The following is a 16,023-nucleotide window of genomic DNA, read 5'->3' as shown; positions in this document are numbered from 1 at the left end:
ATCACATTCAAGAGAGAATGGATATGCAATCTCCTATGGATATGCAGAGCCCCGTGCCGCAGCACGCCGTCTCCACTGGACCATCCGCTCCGGCTCGGCTTCCCGACGGCGAGCGCTACTGGGAGAGCGTTCTGCCGGGCGCAGGACGACGGTCACCGCGGGCCGACGCGCTGAGCGATGCGGCCGTGCAGAGCCTCAACGGCACCTGGCGCTTCCGCCTTTCACCCACTGCCGAGGGCACCGGGCACGCCTTCCTCGCCGAGGACTTCGACGACGCCGCGTGGGACATCATGCCGGTGCCGTCGCACTGGGTGCTCGAGCAGTTCACGCCCCTCGCAGGCGGGCCGGCCCGGCGGATGCTCGGCACCGAGGAAGGGCCGCTCTATACGAACACGGCGTACCCGATCCCGCTGGATCCGCCGCGGGTCTCGACCGAGAACCCCACCGGCGACTACCGGCTCGTCTTCGACGTCGCGGCCGACTTCGGCCCCGCGGTGCTGAGATTCCAAGGCGTCGAGTCGTGCGCCAAGGTGTGGCTCAACGGCGCCGACCTCGGCTGGTCGACGGGCAGCCGGCTGCCGTTCGAGTTCGACGCGCCGGTGCGTCCCGGCCGCAACGTGCTGTGCGTCCGGGTGCACCGCTGGTCGGCGGGCACCTACCTCGAGGACCAGGACATGTGGTGGCTCCCGGGCATCTTCCGCGATGTCGAGCTGCTCGCGCGCCCGGCCGGCGCCATCGACGACCATTTCGTGCACGCCGATTACGACGCCGCGACGGGGCTCGGCACGCTGCGGGTGGATGCCTCCGCCGAGGCCGTCGTCGAGATCCCCGAGCTCGGCATCCGGATGTCCGCAGGAGAGACCGCGACGGTCGCCGTCGAGGCGTGGAGCGCTGACAGCCCGTGCCTCTACCGCGGAACGCTGCGCTCGAGCGGCGAGGTGGTCGAGCTGGCCGTGGGGTTCCGCCGGGTCGAGATCGTGGACGGCGTGTTCACCGTGAACGGACGCCCGGTGACGTTCCGCGGGGTGAACCGGCACGAGCATCACCCCGACACCGGACGTGCGCTCGATCGCGACACGATGATCCAGGACATCGTGATGATGAAGCGCGCGAACATCGACGCCGTGCGCACGAGCCACTACCCGCCGCATCCGGAGTTCCTGAGGCTCTGCGACGAATACGGCCTGTGGGTCGTGGTCGAGGTCGACCTCGAGACCCATGGCTTCATCTACGAGGGATGGGCGCACAACCCACCTGCCCTGCCCGAGTGGCGCGAAGCCCTCATGGATCGCCTGAGGCGCACCGTGGAGCGCGACAAGAACCGCCCGAGCGTCGTGGTGTGGTCGCTGGCGAACGAGAGCATGACCGGCGACGGCTTCGGCGACATGCGAGCGTGGCTCGATGAGCGCGACCCGTCGCGTCCGGTGCTGTACGAACGCGACCCGAGCTATCGGGACTCCGATTTCTACTCGCTGATGTACCCGTCGCTCGACCTGCTCGAGCAGATCGGCCGGCGTGAGGAGCCGCGCGGCGGCCGGCTCAGCATGCACGGCATGGTGTTCGGCGACGCGGATGCGGTCGCGCCCCTGCCCGATGGCGTCACCGAGGCCGACGAGGAGCGTCGGCGCGGGCTGCCGTTCCTTCTCGTCGAGTACGCCCACGCGATGGGCAACGGCCCCGGCTCGCTGCAGGACTACTGGCGCATCATCAACGCGCACGACCGGCTGTGCGGTGCGTTCGTGTGGGAGTGGATCGATCACGGCTTCCATGCGGTGACCGCCGACGGCGTGCCGTTCGTGATGCACGGCGACGACGTCGAGTACGAGCCCCGCGGCGGTCGTTTCAGCTTGCACGGGCTCGTGTTCAGCGACCGGACGCCGACTCCGGGCCTGGTCGAGCTGGCCAAGGCTCACGAGCCGGTGTCGATCGGACTGGACGGTCGCGGTGTGCGCATCGTGAACAACCGCCATTGCGCGAACACCTCCGATCTGGTCTTCCGCTGGTGCGTGGAGGCCGCGGGCGAGACCGTGGCGAGCGGGAAGCTTCCGGCGACGACGGTGGCGTCGGGCGAGACGGTGGAGGCGGAGATCCCGGATGCCGCGACCGCCGCGATCGCCGACGCCGAGGCATCCGGAGCCGGCGAGATCGTGCTGACGGTCGAGGCCGCGCTCGCCGCCGAAGCGGCCTGGGCTTCGGCGGGTCACGTGATCGCCTGGAGCCAGCGCGTCGCCGCAGCGGTGCTGCCGGGCGAGGCGGCGACCGCGCCCCTCGGCGGCGAGGTGCCGTCACGGCGGGGGATGCCTGCACCGGTCGTTGTCGTGCCTGCGGGCGGTGTGCGCACTGCGGAGGACTGGCGCGATGACGACGCCGCACCTGACCCGGGTCGAGGTTCCGCCATCGCACTCGGGACCGGACGCTTCGACGCTGCGACCGGTCGCCTGGTACGGCTCGGCGACCTCGAGATCGACGGTCCCGTGCTGGACCTGTACCGCGCACCCACCGAGAACGACCACGGGCAGGGCGACCTCAACAACATGGCGGCGGTGTGGCGCAAGACCATGCTGCACCGGCTGCTGCACCGGGTGGACGAGGTCGCCGTGGGCGACGGGCGGCTGCGGGTGAGCGGGCGGACGGCACCGCGGACGCACCCGCACGGGGTGGAGTGGACGATGACGTGGGCCCCGGACGGCGAAGGGCTCGTGCTCGACGTCGAGGTCGACTTCGTCGGGCCGTGGGCCGATACGCCGTACATGCACCGGGACATCCCGGTACCGCGACTGGGCCTTCTCTTCGGGCTGCCGGGTGCTGCGCAGCGTGCGGCGTGGTTCGGCAGGGGCCCCGGCGAGACGTACGCCGACTCCTACGAAGGATCGCGCGTCGGGCGGTTCGAACGCTCGATCGACGACTTGCAGGTGCGCTACCCGGTGCCGCAGGAGAACGGCAACCACGTGCACACGCGCTGGCTGGAGGTCGCCGGTCCCGGCATCCCCTCGTTGCGGGTCGAGGGGCGTCCGCGTTTCGACTTCACCGCCCGCCGCTGGACCTCGCACGATCTCGACCGTGCGTCCCGACCGCACGAGCTGGTCGACTCGGGGCGCGTGTGGCTCAACATCGATCACGCGCAGCAGGGGCTGGGCTCGGCATCCGTCGGTCCGGCTCTCCCCGAGCGGTACCGGATCCCGCGCGAGCGCACCGCGTGGAGCGTGCGGCTCGAATCACGCTGAACGTGGATCAGCCGTCGTTCGGATCAGGACGGGGGGTCGGCGCGGGCGCCGGCGCGCGCCGCAGCAGCTCGCCGGGAGGCACGGCGAAGGAACCGCCGGGGTAGAGCTGGTTGGCCACGCTCTGGATGTCGCGAGCCATCGGCAGACGGATCGTCGACAGGATGCGGCCGTTGTGCGCGACGCGGAAGACGTCGGCCTTCCCGTCGGCGTTGCCCACCCACACCGCGGTCGTCACTCGGGTGCTGGACTCGACGAGCCAGGTCTGGATCTGCTCGTGGGTGCCGGTCTTGCCGAGCATCGGCGTGCCGTCGTTCGGGTTGCCGCCGGATCCGGTGCCGCCGGGAACCATGACGCCCTGCAGCGCGAACGCCGTCGCCGCAGCCACTTCGGGGCTGATGCTCTGCGAGCACCGGTCCCCCGGCACCGGAAGCTCGACGCCATCGGCGTTGACCACACGCTCGATCACCCGCGGCACGCAGTACACGCCGTTGTTCGCGACGGTGGCGAACGCCCCTGCCATGGCGACCGGTGCGATGTTGTTGGTGCCGATGATCGCGGCTGCGCCGTCGACGTCCACCGGTGCGCCGTCGCCGCGCGTCACGCCCATCCGGGCCGCGACGTTCTCGATGTCGCAGAGGTCGAGCCGCTCGGCCATGCCCAGGAAGCCGCTGTTCAATGACTGCGCCGTGAACTGCATCGGCGTCCCGGTGTAGCCGGGCACGTTGCCGAAGTTGCGCACGACGTGGTTCTCGCGGTTGATCCACGTTCCTTCGCACCGATCCTGCAGGCGGGGGATGGCCCGGAGGCTGCCGTTGACGCCCTCGAACAGCGTGTGGCCCTTCTCGAGCCAGTCGACGAGGGTGAACAGCTTGAAGGTCGATCCGGTCTCGAATCCCGTGGAGACGCCGTGCGCGAGGTCGCCCGCGTAGACGAGCGACGTATAGGCCGGGTCGCTGGCGGACACGTCGCGGTCCTCCGTGAACCGGTTGTTCTGGCTGATGGCGAGGATGCGCCCGGTGTTGGCCTCGATGCTGACCGCTGCCGACCCGAAGTCCATGCCGGGGACGGTCTCGGGCGCGTACCGTCGCATCGCCTCCTGCGAGGCGTTCTGCAGGCGCCAGTCCAGCGTCGTGTAGATGTTCAGGCCCTCGCGAGTCAGCGACTTCTGTCGCTCCTGCGGGGTCTCGCCGAACGCCGCGGCGTAGTCCGGGTCGGAGCGCAGGGTGTTGACCACGTACTGGCAGAAGAAGGGCGCCGAGGTCGCCACGCACCCGACATGCGCGGGCTGCAGCGCCGGAGCGATCGGCTCCACCGCGGCCGCGACGTACTGTTCCGCGGTGATGCGGCCGTCCTCGCGCATCCGGTCGAGGACGTAGAGCTGGCGCCCCTTGGTCGCACTGTACGCATCTCCGGCGGCGAGGTGCTGTTCGGGCGTGATCGTGCCCTCCGCGAGCAGCGTGTCCAAGCCGGCGAGAGTCCCCGGTGTCACATCCTCGATCGTGCCGTCGGCGACCTTGTTGTAGGTGCTCCCGTCCGCTCCGAAGATGGACCCCGCGGGCCGGTCGATGCGGAATGTGTTGGGGTTCTGCACGATGCCCGCGAGCGTCGCCGCCTGTACCAGTGTCAAGTTCGCCGCCGTCGTGCTGAAGTAGTAGCGCGCCGCGGCTTCGATGCCGTAGGTCGTGCCGCCGAAGTTCGCGATGTTCAGGTAGCCCAGCAGGATGTCGTTCTTGGAGTACTCCTTCTCGACCTGGACGGCGTAGCGGATCTCCTGGAGCTTGCGCTCGTACCCCTCCGCCCCGCGGGCCTGCGTCGCGTCGAGCCAGCAGTCCCGCAGCACCTCGTCGCGCGTCTGCGTATCGGTCGCGATGGCGTCACGCTCGCACCGCTGCACCAGCACGTTCTTGACGTACTGCTGACTGATCGAGGAGCCGCCCTGGACCGCGCCGCCCTGCGCGTTCCGGATCAGGGCGCGGGTGGTCCCCAGGATGTCGACACCGCCGTGCTGGTAGTAGCGGGGATCCTCGGACGCCAGAATCGCGTCGTACATGACGGGCGCGACCTGGTCGAACGCCACGGGAACGCGGTTCTGGTCGTAGAACGACGTCAGCTCGGTGTCTTGTCCGGTCGCGGGATCGCGCGCGTAGATCGTCGTCGGCAGCATGAGCCGGTCGATCGCGAGGTAGCTCGGCATCCCGTCGAACATCGAAACGGCCGTGCTCGCCGCGTGCCCTGAGATCGCGATCACCGGGGCCAGGGGAGCGACGATCAGCAATCCGGCGATCACGCTGAGCACCACCAGGCCGACGAGGCCGCCGAGGACCCCCGCGAGTGTGCGCCTGTACGGCGGCAGGCCCGCGGTCTGTGGAGAAACCCCTGTTGGCTTCACGACGGCGTCCAATGTCCGGTGGAGGAAAGCATCGCAGACCGCCCGCGATTTCGCGACGGGTTGACGCGTGCGCCGCGACATCCGGCGATTCCCGTCGGACAGCACGGCGCATCGATCGCGGCGGGACCGGCGACCTATCGCGCCGGGTCGTCTCCGAGTCCGGCGATGTCGGTGAAGAGGGTGTCCGAGCCGACCTGACCGCCTTTGAGGAGCAGTTCCAGCCCGTCGATCGCGGCATCGCCCGACCAGGCGCGCAGCAGCACGATATTGGCCCACGGATTCGCGGCGATCGACAGCGACTCGACCCCGAGCAGTCGGGTGACACGGCTCGACGTGTCGCCGCCGCACACGATCACGCGCCGCGATGCGCCGTCACGCGCGACGATGGAGATGACGGATGCCGCAGCCTCCGCGATCGCCTCCAGCACGGGGCGCTCACCCGCTGCTGCGGCGTCGATGTCGTCGGAGGTCAGCACGACACCGCGACCCGAGAGCAGCACGCGGACGACCTCGGCCGCCGTGACGTCTCGTTCGGAGGCGCGAAGGGGGAGGGGCCGGACCAGCCAGCCCGCGGCGGCCGCGGCATCCGCCTGCCGTCGCGTCTGCGCGGAGCGGCTGCCCGAGACGACCAGCACGGGACCGGCCGCCGTGGTCGAGGTCGGCAGCACAGGTCCGTCACCGGGGGCGGCCTCGGCGATGCCGTGGGAGAGACCGCCCGACCCGATCGCGAACACCGGCCTCGGCAGCGCGCCGAGCGCCTTGCCGACCGCGACGAGGTGCTCGTCAGTGAGGGCGTCGAGCACGAGGGCTGCGTGCGGCGCATCGCGCAGTCGCGGCGCGAGGTCGTCGAACGCGAGCAGCGGCACCGAGCCGATCGGGAGCTCCGTCTGCCGCCCGATGTGGATCGCGAGGTCGGCCTCGGTCATCGGCGTCGACGGATGCCGCGACATGGTCGGCTGCCGGTCGAGCCGGTAGACCGTGCCGCGCTCGGCCGCGAAGTGCTGGCCGAACAGGGTGTAGCGGCCGAAGTCCGGCTGCGCGAACAGCATGGGCACCGGGCGCTCGCCGAAGACGTCGCGGCCGAGCTCGATCACGCGGCCCAGGCTCCCCACCCGGGGGGACGAGTCGGCCGTCGAGCACGCCTTGTACTGCACGAGGTCCGGAGCCAGCGTCGCGAACGCCGCGAGCACCGGCCGCAGCTCGGCGTCCATGTCGTCGGGCGACAGGGAACGCGAGATCCCGGCCACCCCGACCACGTCGACCTCGGCGGCCGCGCGTGCCAGGACTGCGGCATCCGGAAGTCGCGTGAAAAGGCGTCCGGTCCAGCCGCGCCGTGCGAACTGCAGGAGCGCGTCGACGCTTCCGGTGAAGTCGTCGCCGTAGAAGGCGACGCGCGCCCTAGGCACGGACGGGACCGAACAGCTCCGCCGCCCTGCGCAGCGCGAAGGAGTTCTCGTAGGCGTCGTCGGCGCTCTCGCCCCGCGCCGCCGAGGCCCACGCCTCACGCATGCTCGCCACTCCCGCGGCGGCGCCGTCGGGATGACCATGGATGCCGCCACCGGCGAGCACGAGCAGGTCGGTGGTGCCCACCGCGGCGTAGGTGGCGTGTGCGAGGCCGCCCCATTGGCCCGACGACAGCACCGGCAGCGTCGGCGTGAGGCCGAGGAGCGGCTCGCGCACCGCAGCAATGGAGTCGAGCACCTGGTCGTCCGTCTCGTAGAACTTGTTGCTGATGCCGTTCGTGTGCAGGTGATCGGCACCCGCCAGGCGCGCGAGCTTCTGCCACGCACGGAACCCTATCCCGACCTGCTCCGAGCGTCCGAACGAGCCGAACATCGCGCGGTGCCCGTGGATCGGGACCACGCTGTGCCGGCGCAGGAACTCCAGGCCCGGCAGGCCCACGAGGTTGATGCAGGCCATCACGCACGTGCCCCCGGCGGCCACGACGAGGTCGTGGTTCGCCTCGAGCCGCCCGATGTCGTCGGTGATGTTGAACGCGTACATGGGCTTGCGGCCGGTGCGATCGGCGTGGCGCTCGAGGACGGGCATGACCGCGGCCACGCGGGCGGCGAGCGGCGAGGTCGGGCCATTGCCCTGCAGCTCGTCGTCCTTGATGAAGTCGATGCCGGCCTCGGCGAGCTCCGAGACCACCTCGGCGAGCTCGGAGGGCGCGAGCCCGATGCTGGGCTTGACGATCGTGCCGATCATCGCGCCGTCCGGCCGGCCCACGAGTCGCCGGGTGCCCTCGACCCCGAATGCGGGACCGGGGTAGCGTTCGGCGAACGCCGGCGGCAGGTCGAGGTCGATGAGGCGGATGGCCGAGAGCTCTTTGATCTCGAACAGGTTGCCCGCGACCGCCGCGAGGAGGTTCGGCAGCGACGGACCGAAGTTGTCGAGCGGAAAGCGCAGGCGCAGCCGGGCGCGCCGGCGCGAGGCGGGGTCGCCGACAGAGCCGGGCAGCGGCGAGGCGCCGGTGAGGGGGAGCTCCTCGATCGACTCGACCTGGGCCGCGAATCGGGCCCGCAGGTCGTCCGACTCGCGCTCGACCCGCACGAACGTGCCCGTGGACTGCTCGCCCGCCAGCACTTCCGCCGCGTGCCGCAGGGGGAGCGAGGTCTCGATGACGTAGGTCGCTGTGACGTGCTGAACTGACATGCGCGTCACCACACCAACGGCAGCCACACCGACATCTCGCCCGCGCCGCGGTTGCCCCACGCGTAGTAGGGGACGAGCCGCGCGGGCGCGGTGGCGAGAGCGGTGTCGGCGACGTCGTCGTACAGCGCGGTCTCGGCGGTGCCGGGCAGCAGGAGCGCCTCGGTCTCGAGCGCGACCACGCGGTGGCCGGCGACGTCCGTCTCGACGGGCGTGAATGCGCCGCCGCGCCGCAGCGCGACCTGCTCCAGCACCACGCCTTCGGGCAGATCCGCGCTCTCGACGCAGTACACGACGGGACCGCGGCGCACGGCGACCTGGTTCGTGGCCTCCTCGGCGAGACGGTGAGCGCGCAGCACGCGGACCGGCATCGGCAGCGTCAGCTCGACGACGTCACCTTCCGTCCATTCCCGCTCGATGCGGGTGTACGTGCCGGGTGCCGACACCGCCACCGAGTCGCCGTTGACGGTGATCGTCGCTCCGGACGACCAGCCGGGAATGCGGAGGTGGAGAGGGATGCCGCCGCCCGCGGCTGCGGTCACCGTGAAGGTCAGCCGTTCCGACCACGGGTAGTCACCGTCCTCGCGCAGGGCGAGCCGACGGCCGTCGTCGGTCGTGATGTCGAGCGCGCTGCCTCCGTAGAGGTGCACGAAAAGTCCGTCGTCGCCGACGGATGCCGCACGCTCATGGAACCTCGCGAGTGTGCGCGCGATGTTGGGTGGGCAGCAGAAGCAGCTGAGATACGACTCGCGCAGCCGCTCGTCCGACGGCGGCGGAGGCGGGGTGGGGTGCAGGGCCGTGTCACCCGGGCGGCGGAGTGGATAGGGCAGCTCGCGCACCTGGCGCAGCGGGTTCGTATAGAAGTACTCCGAGCCGGCGAGGCTGATACTCGACAGCAGGCTGTTGAAGGCGACCTGCTCTATGACGTCGGCGTATTGCGCATCGCCGGTGAGGGACAGCATCCGCTCACCCCACAGGATGAGCCCGATGTTCGCGCACGATTCGTTGTGCGCGGTGGTGTGCGGCAGCTGGTACGCGCGGCCGTATGCCTGGTGCACGCGGCTGATCTGGTGCTGCCACGGCGAGCCGTCGGGCGATGCCCCGTCATAGAGCGCGCCGGCGCCGCCGGTGATGTACAGCTTGGTGTCGACGACGTCGCGCCACAGCCGCTCGAGCACGGCCTCGATCTCGTGGTCGCCGGTCTCGGCGACCAGATCCGCGAGTCCCGCGTACAGGTAGTTGGCCCGCACCGCGTGCCCCGCGACGACCGTCTGCTCGCGCACGGGAAGGCGGTCCTGGTTGTCGTCCCCGCCCTCGAAGTCATCGCGCACCCGGACGAACGCCTCCGACAGGCGCAGGTACTGCTCGTCGCCGGTCGCGCGGTAGAGGTCGATGACAGCCATGTAGTGCGACGGGCAGATGGCGCTGCGGGCGAGCTCCAGCGGCTTGTTCGTCGCGAGATCCTCGAGGAAGCCCGCGGCCTTGCGGGCGGCATCCAGCAGAGTCGTCGATCCGGTCACCTCGTGGTGACGTACACCTGCCGTGATGAGGTGGCCCAGGTTGTACGTCTCGAAGTTGAACCGGTCGGCCAGCGCGATCGCGTCTTCGTGGTTGCGGCTCGAGATGATGGTCGGCGTATGGAGGTAGCCGTCGTCGCGCTGCACCGAGGCGATCAGCTGCGCGATCTGCTCGATGCGCGCCGCCAACTCGGGGTCGGGGTCGGTCTCGAGGCGGGCGATCGCCGCCTCGAGCCACTTGTAGAAGTCGCCGTCCATGAACGGCGGGCCCGAGTGCTCTCCGGTCTCGAGGCCGGCGGCGATGCGGAAGTTCGTGAGGCCGGCGCTGATGGCGGGGTCACTCAGCGAAGACCAGATCTGCGGGATCGTCACGTCGCGCGTGCGGTCGTGGATGTCTCCCCAGAAGCCGCTCGTCCAGCGCGCGCTCTCGGCGCCCAGAGGTCGCAGCCGGGCATGAGCCCGGATCGCGGTGGTGGCGGTCATGGCGGTTCCTTCCGAGTGGCGTTCAGTCTCGTGCTCGTCCCGGCATCGCGGCAAGCCGGCGACGATGCGGGTCAGACTAGACAGCGCTGAAAATTCTCGCAACGCTGCATGGAAATGCAGTCTAACCCCTGAATCGTCTCAAAGTGAATAGAATTTCAGTACTGACTGTTGACACACGTGGAAATCGTGCCTACTGTCGTGCTCGTACCTTTCACCCGCATGGTCGTCGTCAAGGAGGACGCTATGAACACACGCAGCAACCGTCGCCGCATCGCGGCGCTGGGCATCGCACTCGCCGCGGTGCTGCCGCTGGCCGCCTGCGCCGGCGGAGATGCCGGCACCGACAACGGCTCCTCGGAGGGCGGTGCGGGCGCCGGCGGGACCGACCCCGAGACGTTCACCGTGATGACGGCGAACGAGAACCCCGTGCTCGAGGAGCAGCTCACCGCCCTCTCCGAGGGCGCGTGCGAGGCCGAGAACGAGGCGCTCCCGCTGGAGCACCAGAAGGTCGCACAGGCCGACACCGTCCAGAAGGTCACGCTGCTCGCCAGCCAGGGCGCACTGCCGACCCACACGATCGCGGGAACGGCCCTCATCCGTCCCGATGGGGATCTGAACGCCGCCGGCCTCGTCGGTGATCTCAAGGCCGCCCTCGAAGACGCCGGCACATGGGACAACGTGCTGCCGGCCGCGGCCTCCACCGTCGAGCAGGTCTACGGCGGCGTGTACTCGATGCCGTACCAGTACAACATCGAGGGCATCTTCTACAACAAGGAGATCCTCGCCGACAACGGCATCGAAGAGCCGCAGACCTGGGATGAGCTCGTCGAGGCGGCGGACACCCTCGCCGGCGCCGGCGTCGTGCCGATGACCGAGGCCGGCGCCAACGGATGGCCGCTCACGCGCATCATGGGCATGTACATCTTCCGCAACGTCGGGCCCGACGCCATGGCCGCCGTCCGCGACGGCGACGCGAAGCTCACCGACCCGGAGTACGTCGCCGGCGCGCAGGCGCTCGCCGACTTCGCCGAGGCCGGCTACTTCGGCGAGGGCTTCTCGACCCGCGACGGCGACACCTCGTCGAACATGTTCCTCACCGGCCAGGCCGCGATGACGTACGACGGCTCGTGGCTGCTGAGCGCGATCAACGATCCCGAGCGCAATGAGATCGGCGGCGAGAACGTGGGCTTCATGCCGTTCCCCGAGGTCGAGGGTGGCGAGGGCTCGATCGACCAGTACGCGGCCAACGCGGGCGCTCCGATGATCATCAACGCCGAGCAGTTCGGCCCGAAGGTCGTCGACTGGGTGAGCTGCATCGCCGAGAACTACGGCCAGCAGGCACTGCAGGATGCCGGCGTCATCTCGGGCTTCAAGGTGAACGGCGAGGTCACCGACATCTCGGAGAACACCGCCGAGATCCAGGAGCGGATCGCGGGCATCGACGAGACCGTACTGTGGTTCGAGGCCCTGATGGATTCGAAGAGCAACTCGCTCGCGTCGACGAACGCGACGCTCCTCACCACCGGCCAGATGACCGCCGAGGACTACATGGCCCAGCTGCAGGCGAGCATCGACGCCAACGGCTGAGACCCTTCACCGGCTCCCCGGGCAGTCGCCCGGGGAGCCGGTTCCCGAGAGAAAGCAGTTCGCAGATGAACTCGATCTTCGGAGATCGGAAGACGATCTTCATCCTGCTGGCACCGGCCCTCGTGCTGTACACCCTGCTCAAGGTGGTGCCGGTCGGCTGGTCGCTCGGCCTCTCGTTCTTCGAGGGCAACTCCCTCCGCGGTTTCGAGTGGGTCGGAGTCCAGAACTTCACCACCTTCTTCACCGACCCGGCCGCTCTCCAGTCGATGTGGGTGAGCGTCTTCTTCGCGATCGTGGCCACCGCCCTCCAGGTCGCCCTGGGCTACGCGCTGGCGCTCCTCTACGTCTTCGTCCTCCGCAAGGGCTCCACTCTCGTACGGACGCTCGTCTTCTTCCCGACCGTGCTCCCGACCGTGGCCGTGGCGATGCTGTTCCGCAGCTTCGTGGCCGTCGGCGAGAACCAGGGTCCGATCAACGACATCATCAACTTCTTCGGCGGCGAGAGCGTCGAGGTGCTGGCGTCGACCGTCGGCACGATGACCACGGCCATCGCGATGACGCTGTGGAGCTCGATGGGCTTCTACGCCGTGCTTCTCTACGCCGGCCTGCTCGACATCCCCGAAGAGGTCATCGAATCGGCCCGGCTCGATGGAGCCAACGGGTTCAAGCTGGTCCGTCACATCGTCGTGCCGCTGTCGCTGCCGATCCTGCTGTCCTCGATCATCTTCAGCCTCAATGCGACGCTCAAGGTCTTCGACAGCCTCCTCGCACTCAACGGCGGCGGACCCGGCACGTCGACCGCGCCGATGACGCTGTACATGTACCGAACCGCCTTCGAGTACGCCGAGTACGGCTACGGATCCACCATCGCGGTGATCCTCACCGCGCTCTGCCTCGTCTTCACTCTCGCGATCTTCCGATCGTCGCGCCGCAAGGCGGAGGTCTGAACATGACTCTGACGCACACCGACACCGCGTATACGGTCGCCACCCCCACGGTCCGCAAGACGGGTCCGAATCGCACCCGGCGCGGGCTCACGAAGGCCCTGCGACGGCTCCCGGTGTGGATCCTCGTCGCTGTCCTCATGATCGTGGTGCTGTACCCGCAGGTCTGGATGGTGCTGGGCTCGTTCAAGACGCAGTCCGAGTTCCTCTCGAACCCCGCGCTGTCCCTCCCCGAGACGTGGAACTTCGACAACTACGTCACAGCGCTGACGAACGGCAACGTCGCGCGCAACTGGCTCAACAGCGTGCTCGTCACGATCCCCTCGGTGCTGCTGATCGTGTTCATCGGCGTCGCCGCGGGGTACGCGCTCGAGGTCATGATCTGGAAGGGCCGCAACGGGGTCCTCCTCTACATCCTCGCCGGCATCATGGTGCCGGGTCAGATGATCCTCGTGCCGCTGTTCATCACCTACTTCCGCATCGGCATCACCGACACGCTGTGGCCGCTCATCATCACGTACACCGTGATGGGCCTGCCCCTGACGACGTTCCTCATGGCGACCTACTTCCGGTCGGTGCCGCGCGAGATCTTCGAGGCGGCGACCGTCGACGGGTCGGGGCCGCTGCGATCGTTCTTCGTGATCGGCATCCCGATGATGAAGAACTCGATCATCACGGTCGCGCTGGTGCAGTTCTTCAGCGTGTGGAACGACCTGCTCATCGCGCTGACCTTCACCACGCGGCCCGATCTCGCGACGATCCAGGTGGGTCTGCTGAGCCTGAGCGACGAGTACGGGTCGACCCAGTACGGTCCGCTGTTCGCCGCCGTGAGCATCAACATCGTCGTGCTGCTGATCCTGTTCCTGACGCTCAACAAGAAGATCATGGCCGGCATGGCCGGTGGCGCCCTCAAGGGCTGAGAAGCTGGAAGGCTTGTTTCCATGACCTCGTCCGCACCCCGCATCGCGTTCCTGCACACCGGCGCCGTCAACATCGCCCCCTTCGGGTCGCTGGCCGCCGAGTTCCTGCCGGATGCGACGATCGTCAACTACCTCGACGACCGCATCGTCGCCGACCTCGGCGACGAGGAGCGAGCGGGGTCGGTGCCCGAACGAATCGACGACCTCGTGCGCGCGGCTGCGGCCGGGGGAGCGGATGCCGTCATGTTCACGTGCTCCTCGATCTCGGAGCTCGCCGCGCCCGCCGCCGCGGCCGCAGGGGTGCCGGTGCTGCGTGTCGACGAGGCGATGGCGGATGCCGCGGTGCGGGCCGGACGCCGCGTGCGGGTCCTCGCGACACTGCCGACGACCTGCGGCCCGACGCTGCGGCTCCTGCAGGAGCGCGCGGCGCTCGCCGGCGTGGAGCCGGAGTTCTCGAGCGAGGTGATCGAGGGTGCCTTCGCGGCGGTCGCGAGCGGGGACCGGGCGACGCACGACCGTCTCGTCGCGGCCGCCATCGAGCGCGGTGCGGCCGAGGTCGACGTGGTCGTGCTGGCCCAGGCATCGATGGCGACCGCCGCCGAGGCCGTCTCGGTCGACGTGCCCGTGCTCACCAGTCCGCGGCTGGGCGTCGAGCGTCTCGCGGCGTCGCTTGCCACGCGCTGAGGCCGAAAAGTCCGGCGTCGCAGCCGTGTTCGGGGCGTTTCGTCTCGCTCGTTCCTCGCTCGCTCAACGACCGGGATGAGGCGTGACGTCTTGCTCGCTCAACGACCGGGATGAGGCGTGACGTCTTGCTCGGTCAACGACCGGGATGAGGCGTGACGTCTTGCTCGGTCAACGACCGGGATGAGGCGTGACATCTTGCCCGCTCAACGACCGGGATGACGCGTGACGTCTTGCTCGCTCAACGACCGGGGTTGAGGGGGAGGGCGTCGGTCGTTGAGCGAAGGGCGCTCTGGCGCCCGAAGACGAAACGCCATGACCGACGGGGAGGCGCGGGCCCCGCGGTCAGCGCGCGGCGAGGGACTCGGCCGACCGGAGGTCGGTCACGAGCGTCGTGACCCAGTCGCCGGCGAGCGCGCCGTGGATCGCCTCGAGCTTGCGGTCTCCGCCGGCGATGCCGACGCGACGCGGGATGCGCCGCAGGTTCTCGACGGTGATCGCGATGATGCGGTCGTCGACGGCGCCGCGCACGAGCGAGCCGTCGGCGCGGAAGATGCGGTGGCAGATGTCGCCGACGGCGCCCTGGTCGAGCAGGTCGCGGCGCTCCTCGGCGGCGAATGCGTTGCCGCTGGTCGCCAGCACGTCGGACGGTTCGATGCTGCCGATCCCCATGATCGCCATGGTGAGCTCGTTCCAGTGGCGTGCGACCTCCTGCATCGACGGATCCCGCAGCAGGCTGTCGCGGATCGCCGGGTCTCCGACGATGCCCGGCGCCTGCACGTAGACAGGCTCGGCTCCGAGCGTGCGGGCCAGCTCGCCGAGGATGCGGTTGGAGTGGCTCTGCGCCTCGGGGGCGCCGACGCCGCCGAGCAGCTGCACCACCTCCGTCGCCCCGCGCACGGTGAAGGGCCGCATGCGGTCGACCATGGCGAGGATCGTCTGGCTCCACGACGAGACGCCGATCCGGTCGCCCCCAGAGAGCGTGGCCTCCAGATAGGCGGCCGCTCCGGCCCCGAGCGACGCGAGCAGCTCGCCCTCGTCGGCGTCGTGGTCGACGTCGACGACGACTGCCTCCGCCAGCCCGTACTTCTCCTCGAGCTGCTCTTCCAGCTCGGCGTAGACCCCCGGCGCGACGGTGACGATCGTCCGCACGATGCCGACGGATTCCGCGCGCTTGAGCAGACGCGAGACCTTCGCCTGTGAGATATTGAGCGCGGCCGCGATGTCGGCCTGGCGCACGCCGCGCTCGTGGTACATGCGCGCGACCTTGGTGAGCAGGCGCACGTGGCCGTCTGCGGGCCGGGTGTAGGGCGTCAGGGGCACGGCGTCTCCGATCGTGGCGATCCGAGTGTGTATTCGGATTCGCTAACGAAAGGATATTCACTATTCGTGCGTCGCACCAGTGCCGCCGCCCGTGATGGGTCGCCACAATCCGCCGTGAGCGGCGGCGTTTCTTGGCGACTTGAGGGCGGCGTGGCGTCTCGGGTGGTTTGCAGTTGCGGGGGGTCGCGGCATCCGTCCAACGACGCCTCAGTCCGAGGGTGTCGTCCGCCCCGCCGCTGGCGACTCGCCAAACATTCCGGCCTCGCACGGCGCGGCTGGCGACTCGCCAAACATGCCGGCCTC

Annotated in this window: 10 protein-coding genes; 5 read left to right on the top strand and 5 right to left on the bottom strand. The window is 69.4% G+C overall.

Going from position 1 to position 16,023, the window contains the following annotated elements:
• The first annotated feature begins 35 nt into the window (after positions 1 to 35).
• Positions 36 to 3,224 carry a glycoside hydrolase family 2 TIM barrel-domain containing protein gene (locus ABG085_RS17155; RefSeq protein ID WP_347976956.1) on the top strand — a complete coding sequence of 1,063 codons (3,189 nt, stop codon included), beginning with the start codon at positions 36 to 38 and terminating at the stop codon, positions 3,222 to 3,224.
• Positions 3,225 to 3,231: 7 nt separating this feature from the next.
• Here ABG085_RS17155 and ABG085_RS17150 read toward each other — a convergent pair whose 3' ends face one another.
• The 4 genes from ABG085_RS17150 to ABG085_RS17135 form a co-directional block, all read right to left on the bottom strand.
• Positions 3,232 to 5,613 (bottom strand): transglycosylase domain-containing protein, encoded by a 2,382-nt coding sequence (locus tag ABG085_RS17150; protein WP_347976955.1) that lies wholly within the window; start codon positions 5,611 to 5,613, stop codon positions 3,232 to 3,234.
• Positions 5,614 to 5,747: 134 nt separating this feature from the next.
• Positions 5,748 to 7,019: a four-carbon acid sugar kinase family protein gene (locus ABG085_RS17145; protein WP_347976954.1), complete on the bottom strand. Its 1,272-nt coding sequence runs from the start codon at positions 7,017 to 7,019 to the stop codon at positions 5,748 to 5,750.
• On the bottom strand, positions 7,012 to 8,268 hold the full coding sequence (locus ABG085_RS17140; RefSeq protein WP_347976953.1) for a RuBisCO large subunit C-terminal-like domain-containing protein: 1,257 nt from the start codon (positions 8,266 to 8,268) through the stop codon (positions 7,012 to 7,014). The genes ABG085_RS17145 and ABG085_RS17140 overlap by 8 nt, the downstream gene beginning before the upstream one ends.
• A gap of 5 nt (positions 8,269 to 8,273) precedes the next feature.
• A complete protein-coding gene (locus ABG085_RS17135) occupies positions 8,274 to 10,265 on the bottom strand; it encodes a beta-L-arabinofuranosidase domain-containing protein (protein ID WP_347976952.1) in 1,992 nt (663 codons plus the stop codon).
• A 243-nt stretch (positions 10,266 to 10,508) separates the two neighbouring features.
• On the opposite strand from ABG085_RS17135, the gene ABG085_RS17130 reads away from it, so the two are divergent.
• The 4 genes from ABG085_RS17130 (at position 10,509) to ABG085_RS17115 (ending at position 14,400) form a co-directional block, all read left to right on the top strand.
• Entirely contained in the window at positions 10,509 to 11,852 is a 1,344-nt protein-coding gene (locus ABG085_RS17130; protein ID WP_347976951.1) for an extracellular solute-binding protein, read from the top strand.
• Positions 11,853 to 11,917: 65 nt separating this feature from the next.
• Positions 11,918 to 12,799 (top strand): sugar ABC transporter permease, encoded by an 882-nt coding sequence (locus tag ABG085_RS17125; RefSeq protein ID WP_347976950.1) that lies wholly within the window; start codon positions 11,918 to 11,920, stop codon positions 12,797 to 12,799.
• A 2-nt stretch (positions 12,800 to 12,801) separates the two neighbouring features.
• Positions 12,802 to 13,716: a carbohydrate ABC transporter permease gene (locus tag ABG085_RS17120; protein WP_347976949.1), complete on the top strand. Its 915-nt coding sequence runs from the start codon at positions 12,802 to 12,804 to the stop codon at positions 13,714 to 13,716.
• Between the two features lie 21 nt (positions 13,717 to 13,737).
• Positions 13,738 to 14,400, top strand: coding sequence for an aspartate/glutamate racemase family protein (locus tag ABG085_RS17115; protein ID WP_347976948.1), 663 nt, complete (start codon positions 13,738 to 13,740; stop codon positions 14,398 to 14,400).
• 342 nt (positions 14,401 to 14,742) lie between these two features.
• Here the strand turns inward: ABG085_RS17115 and ABG085_RS17110 are convergent, their stop codons facing one another.
• Complete coding sequence (locus ABG085_RS17110; protein WP_347976947.1) at positions 14,743 to 15,720, bottom strand: sugar-binding domain-containing protein; 978 nt, start codon at positions 15,718 to 15,720, stop codon at positions 14,743 to 14,745.
• Positions 15,721 to 16,023 lie beyond the last annotated feature (303 nt).

The sequence above is a fragment of the Microbacterium sp. ProA8 genome (assembly GCF_039905635.1).
Taxonomy (GTDB): Bacteria; Actinomycetota; Actinomycetes; order Actinomycetales; family Microbacteriaceae; genus Microbacterium; species Microbacterium chionoecetis.
The sequence above is the reverse complement of the archived record's forward strand: the minus strand, read 5'-3'. Positions and strand labels throughout refer to the sequence as shown.

What these genes read in the sequence shown, in the direction of transcription:
- ABG085_RS17120 (WP_347976949.1), top strand. Translation starts at nt 12,802, where the DNA reads ATGACTCTGACGCACACCGACACCGCGTATACGGTCGCCACCCCCACG.
- ABG085_RS17140 (WP_347976953.1), bottom strand. Translation starts at nt 8,268, where the DNA reads ATGTCAGTTCAGCACGTCACAGCGACCTACGTCATCGAGACCTCGCTC.
- ABG085_RS17135 (WP_347976952.1), bottom strand. Translation starts at nt 10,265, where the DNA reads ATGACCGCCACCACCGCGATCCGGGCTCATGCCCGGCTGCGACCTCTG.
- ABG085_RS17130 (WP_347976951.1), top strand. Translation starts at nt 10,509, where the DNA reads ATGAACACACGCAGCAACCGTCGCCGCATCGCGGCGCTGGGCATCGCA.
- ABG085_RS17115 (WP_347976948.1), top strand. Translation starts at nt 13,738, where the DNA reads ATGACCTCGTCCGCACCCCGCATCGCGTTCCTGCACACCGGCGCCGTC.
- ABG085_RS17155 (WP_347976956.1), top strand. Translation starts at nt 36, where the DNA reads ATGGATATGCAGAGCCCCGTGCCGCAGCACGCCGTCTCCACTGGACCA.
- ABG085_RS17125 (WP_347976950.1), top strand. Translation starts at nt 11,918, where the DNA reads ATGAACTCGATCTTCGGAGATCGGAAGACGATCTTCATCCTGCTGGCA.